This is a genomic window from Ramlibacter sp. (assembly GCF_029866045.1).
Taxonomy (GTDB): domain Bacteria; phylum Pseudomonadota; class Gammaproteobacteria; order Burkholderiales; family Burkholderiaceae_C; genus Ramlibacter.
This window is the reverse complement of sequence record NZ_JARXAB010000134.1, coordinates 1-5323: the sequence shown is the minus strand read 5'-3', so window position 1 is coordinate 5323 and position 5323 is coordinate 1. Positions and strand designations below refer to the sequence as shown.

The window sequence follows — 5323 nt, the reverse complement described above, 5'->3', positions numbered from 1 at the left end:
CACTCAACATCAAAGGTCTGCTTGTGGGCCGCCCCGAGGGTGCCCACCACGCGGTAGATCGGCAACTGCATGCGCCGGCCCTGCAGCCACTCCTGCAGCTCAGTTTTGGGGTCCTTGGCGGCGGCCTGCATTTCAGGCTTGATCTCGACGTCGGCAAATAGCCGGCGCACCAGGGCACGAGCGGCGTCAAAGCCGGCGTCGAGGTACACCGCACCGATCACCGCCTCGAGCGCGTCAGCCAGGATGGATGGCCGGCGGGCACCGCCCGAGCGCGACTCGCCTTCGCCCAGACTCAATACGTCGGACAGTTCAAGACCCTCGGCCAGTTGATGCAAGGTTTCTTGCCGGACTAGGTTGGCGCGCACACGCGAAAGGTCGCCCTCGGGCAAGGACTGCAGGCGCTCGAACAGCAGGTCGGCAACCACCAGGTTGAGAACCGAGTCGCCCAAGAACTCTAGGCGTTCGTTGTGGGTGGACGAGAAGCTGCGGTGGGTGAGCGCCTGCGTGAGAAGCGCGGTGTCGGCAAAGCGGTGACCCAGGCGCTGCTGCAGCGTCTCGTGCAAAGGAGAGGGTGAGTCGCCGGGGCTGCTCATGGCGCGTCCCCGGAGAGCTTGAAGACCAGGTAGGCAGACCCAGCCAGCGGGATTTCGCGCTGGTAGGCAAAGCGCACCCTCAATCCGGCTGCGCTCCCCTCAATGGCAAGGTCAGTGCCCTGGACCGAGCGAACGCCCTCCACCAGGGCGACACGATCAAACTCGGCCCGCGCCTAGGCAACGGTTGCAGCTCGGGCGGCACGATGGGCCGCCTTGGTCACGCCCTGGTACTCCAGAAGCACCGGCAGGCAACGCGCGCCAGTGACCAGAAACAAGGCACCCAGCCCAAGCAGCACCAGCCAAGACCAGAGCGTCAAGCCAGCCAAGCGACTGGGGCGAACGATCCGGCTGGGCGCGGCTGCCCGGCTGCGTAAGCCGAGCGCGGACGCGGCGTGTGACGCAGAGTTGAACGGGCGGTGGGCCGTGTGCATGGCGGGCAGGGTCTGGATGGCAGTGCTGAGCACAAGAGTACTGCGGACCAGCAATTACTGGAAGCTTCCGATGCGCTTTAAATCACTAAAGTTCATCCAGACGAAGATGGCCTTGCCCACGATATTGGCCTCGGGCACAAAGCCCCAATAGCGCGAGTCGAGCGAGTTGTCGCGGTTGTCACCCAGCATGAAGTAGTGACCGGCCGGCACCTTGCAGGTCACGCCTTCGACGGTGTAGCTGCAGTTTTCGCGGAAGGGAAAGGGCTCGACGCCCGGCACAAACGCGGGGCGGTCCGCGTCGTTGAGGAGGCCGTGACGCTTGTCGCCCAGAAGTTCCTCGAACTGCTTGGAGTAGCGCATGCCGTCCTTGTCGAAGAAGTCGGGCAGGCTTTCCTTGGACACCGGCTTGCCATTGATGGTGAGCCGCTTGTTCAGGTAGGCCACTTCGTCGCCCGGCAGTCCGACCACCCGCTTGATGTAGTCGAGGCTGGGACGCGGCGGGTAGCGAAACACCATCACGTCGCCACGGGCCGGGGGCGTGCCCTCGGTGATGCGGGTGTTGGCCACCGGCAGCCGCAGGCCGTAGGTGAACTTGTTCACCAGAATCAGGTCGCCCACGAGCAACGTGGGGATCATGGAGCCCGAAGGAATCTTGAAGGGCTCAAACAAGAAGGAGCGCAGCACAAAGACGGCGACGATCACCGGAAAGAGCCCGGCGGTCCAGTCCAGCCACCAGGGCTGGGCCAGCAGCTTGTCGCGCGCGGCCGCCAGGTGATCGGCGTTGTCGGTTTGTGTGATGCCCTGGGCAGCCAGGCTGGCGCGGCGGGCGGCGGCCTCCGCCTCCAGGCGGGCCGCGGCTTCGCGCCGACGAGGCAGGAAGTAAAAGCGCTCGCCAAGCCAGTAGACACCGGTGACGGTGGTAGCCAGCAAAAGCAGCAGCGCGAAGTTGCCCTCGATGACACCGGTGTACCAGGAACCGGCGTAGGCAACGAAAGCGGCAAGGACGATGGCGGTCAGCAGCGGCATGAAATGACCCTCAATCCTCGACCTGCAGGATGGCAAGAAAGGCCTCCTGGGGAACTTCAACCGAGCCGATCTGCTTCATGCGTTTCTTGCCTGCTTTTTGTTTCTCAAGGAGCTTGCGCTTGCGGCTGATGTCGCCGCCGTAGCATTTTGCCAGCACGTTCTTGCGCAGCGCCTTGATCGATTCGCGCGCGATGATATTGGCGCCGATGGCCGCCTGGATGGCCACGTCAAACATCTGCCGGCTGATGATCTCGCGCATCTTGGCTGCCACCGCACGACCGCGGTATTGCGACTGGCTGCGGTGCACGATGATGGACAGCGCGTCGACTTTCTCGCCATTGAGCAGGATGTCGACCTTCACCACGTCCGAGGCGCGGTACTCCTTGAACTCATAGTCCATCGAGGCGTAGCCCCGGCTGACCGATTTGAGCTTGTCAAAGAAGTCCAGCACGATCTCGCCCAGGGGGAGCTCATAGGTGAGCATGACCTGGCGCCCGTGGTAGGACATGTTCAACTGCACGCCGCGCTTCTGGTTGGCGAGGGTCATGACCGGCCCCACGTATTCCTGCGGCATGTACAGGTGCACTGTCACGATGGGCTCGCGGATCTCCTCGATGCGACCCTGGTCGGGCATCTTGGAGGGGTTCTCCACCATGATCACTTCGCCGTCGCCCTTGACCACCTGGTAGACCACGCTGGGGGCGGTGGTGATGAGGTCCTGGTCAAACTCCCGCTCAAGGCGCTCTTGCACGATCTCCATGTGCAGCAGACCCAGGAAACCGCAGCGAAAGCCAAAGCCCAAGGCCTGGCTCACCTCAGGCTCGAAGTGCAGCGAGGCGTCATTGAGCTTGAGCTTTTCGAGGCTGTCGCGCAGGGAGTCGTACTGATTGGCCTCGGTCGGGTACAGCCCGGCAAAGACCTGCGGCTGGATCTCCTTGAAGCCAGGCAGCGCCTCGGTGGCCGGGCCGGCGTTGTTCGGCAGCTTCTTTTCCAGGGTGACGGTGTCGCCCACCTTGGCGGCGGTCAGCTCTTTGATGCCGGCAATGATGTAGCCCACCTCGCCCGCGTTCAGCGAATCGCGCGGCTCGTTACCCGGCGTGAACACGCCCAGGCTGCCGGCCTCGAAGAAGGCGTCGGCGGCCATCAGCTTGATGCGCTCGCCCTTTTTGAGGCTGCCGTCGACCACCCGTACCAGCATCACCACGCCGACGTAGCTGTCGAACCAGCTGTCGATGATCATGGCGCGCAGCGGAGCATCGGGGTTTCCCTTGGGCGCCGGCACCTTGGCGATGATGGCCTCGAGGATTTCGTCGATGCCCATGCCGGTCTTGGCGGAGCAGGGAATGGCTTCTGAGGCGTCGATGCCGATCACGTCCTCAACTTCGGCCTTGGCGTTCTCTGGATCGGCCTGCGGCAGGTCCATCTTGTTCAGGACCGGCAGCACCTCCACGCCCAGCTCCAACGCGGTGTAGCAGTTGGCGACTGTTTGCGCCTCCACGCCCTGGCTGGCGTCCACCACCAGCAGCGCGCCTTCGCAAGCGGAGAGCGAACGCGAGACCTCGTACGAGAAGTCGACGTGACCGGGCGTATCGATCAAGTTGAGGTTGTAGACCTGACCATCACGCGCCTTGTATTGCAGTGCGGCGGTCTGCGCCTTGATGGTTATCCCACGCTCTTTCTCGAGATCCATCGAATCCAGTACCTGCTCTGACATCTCGCGATCAGACAGTCCACCGCAGCGTTGGATCAGGCGGTCGGCGAGCGTCGACTTGCCATGGTCGATGTGCGCAATGATCGAAAAGTTTCTGATGTGATTCATCAAGACAGCGGACTTAAGTGATTGAATTCAAAGGGCTTCAAAGGGAAGCGGGCAAGAAAAAAGGGCGCGTCGAAAGACGACGCGCCCTGAACCAACAATCATTGGCAACTGCGAAGGTTGGAGCTTCATTGTAGGCAAAAACCCCCCGGCGTACAGCCGGGAGCAAGCCCCCCGGGGGAGTTGCAGGCCAACAACAAGGCTTTTATTCACAGCTTATTAACAGATGGTGGAGGGTGACCTTGGGACAACATGTGGGCGATCTGTGGACGAGCGGTGGTTATCCTGAGTCCATCCCGCATCGTGATCGTGCCCCTGTTTCAATATGCCCCGGAGACGCAGTAACAAGGCCCTGATTCTATCGAAAAGGTGTTTAGGTCCTGGCTTTGTGAGCGCCTACTCATACTTTGGTGCGAGCCTGGAGGGTCCAAATATTTTTTTTCAGGGGCTTTCAGAGCCTGGGAAAGACGGTAATCCCGAGCGGGGTAAGGGGCTATACCCCTGTCCTTCCAACCGCCCTGCCCGGCTCCGCCAGCGCCTGGGCCGCCAGCCCTGGGGCCGCGACCCGGGCCAGACATCAGCGGGTGGGGCGGACAAGCAGATAAACCGCCTGCTCGCCGCGGCGCACCAGGAAAGCGATCGGCCGGCTGCGGTCAGCACGCGCGATGGCTGCCTCGAACTCGCGCAGATTGGCCACCTCCGCATTGCCCACCGAGACGATGACATCGCCCTCGCGCATGCCAGCGCGGACGGCCGCGTCGGCCGCCGCCTCCACCCGCACGCCGCCCTTGAACTTGAGCTCTTTACGTTGCGCTTCGGTGAGTTCGGCAACGGTCAGGCCAAGGGACTGTGCCGCCGCCGAACCGCGCGGACGTTCTTCTCGCTGCGGCGCGCTGGCGCGGCGCTCGCTGCGGTCGGGCTCTATCTCGGCGACCACCACGGAGAGGTCACGCTGGGCGCCGCGCCGGAACACGGTCACGGTCGAACGGCTGCCCGGCTTGGTGTTGCCAACCTGGCGCGGAAGGTCGCTGGCGCGCTCGATCAATTTGCCGTCGAAGCGCAGGATGATGTCGCCGGCCTCCACGCCGGCCTTGTCTGCCGGCGAGCCCGACTCCACGCTGCGCACCAGAGCGCCCTGGGGCCGGCCCAGGCCGATGGATTCGGCCACGTCCTTGGTAACCTGGTCGATCGCCACGCCAATGCGGCCCCGGCTCACACGGCCGGTCGGGCTGCGCAGTTGGTCGGCCACGCGCATGGCTTCGTCGATCGGGATCGCGAAGGAGATGCCCATGAAGCCGCCCGAGCGGGAATAGATCTGGCTGTTGATGCCCACCACCTCGCCGCGCAGGTTGATCAGGGGGCCGCCGGAGTTGCCGGGGTTGATCGCCACATCGGTCTGGATGAAGGGCAGGTAGTCGCCGGTGTCGCGTTGCTTGGCGCTGACGATGCCGGCAGTG

At 63.6% G+C, this 5323-nt stretch carries 5 protein-coding genes and 1 pseudogene; all 6 read right to left on the bottom strand.

What is annotated here, in order from left to right; genetic code table 11:
- Positions 1–593, bottom strand: a 593-nt coding sequence (rnc, locus tag QE494_RS13985) for a ribonuclease III (RefSeq protein ID WP_300044174.1), incomplete at its 3' end; no start/stop codon positions are given.
- Positions 590–751 (bottom strand): annotated as a pseudogene (locus QE494_RS18530) (DUF4845 domain-containing protein); the annotation flags it as partial. The pseudogene QE494_RS18530 and the gene rnc, both read right to left, overlap by 4 nt.
- A 15-nt stretch (positions 752–766) precedes the next feature.
- A complete protein-coding gene (locus QE494_RS13980) occupies positions 767–910 on the bottom strand; it encodes a hypothetical protein (RefSeq protein ID WP_300044172.1) in 144 nt (47 codons plus the stop codon).
- A gap of 168 nt (positions 911–1078) precedes the next feature.
- A complete protein-coding gene (gene lepB, locus QE494_RS13975) occupies positions 1079–2050 on the bottom strand; it encodes a signal peptidase I (RefSeq protein WP_300044170.1) in 972 nt (323 codons plus the stop codon).
- 10 nt (positions 2051–2060) lie between these two features.
- Positions 2061–3869: a translation elongation factor 4 gene (lepA, locus tag QE494_RS13970; RefSeq protein ID WP_300044168.1), complete on the bottom strand. Its 1809-nt coding sequence runs from the start codon at positions 3867–3869 to the stop codon at positions 2061–2063.
- A 574-nt stretch (positions 3870–4443) separates the two neighbouring features.
- The coding region (locus tag QE494_RS13965; RefSeq protein ID WP_300044166.1) for a PDZ domain-containing protein at positions 4444–5323 on the bottom strand (880 nt) is incomplete at its 5' end.

What these genes read in the sequence shown, in the direction of transcription:
- lepB (WP_300044170.1), bottom strand. Translation starts at nt 2,050, where the DNA reads ATGCCGCTGCTGACCGCCATCGTCCTTGCCGCTTTCGTTGCCTACGCC.
- lepA (WP_300044168.1), bottom strand. Translation starts at nt 3,869, where the DNA reads ATGAATCACATCAGAAACTTTTCGATCATTGCGCACATCGACCATGGC.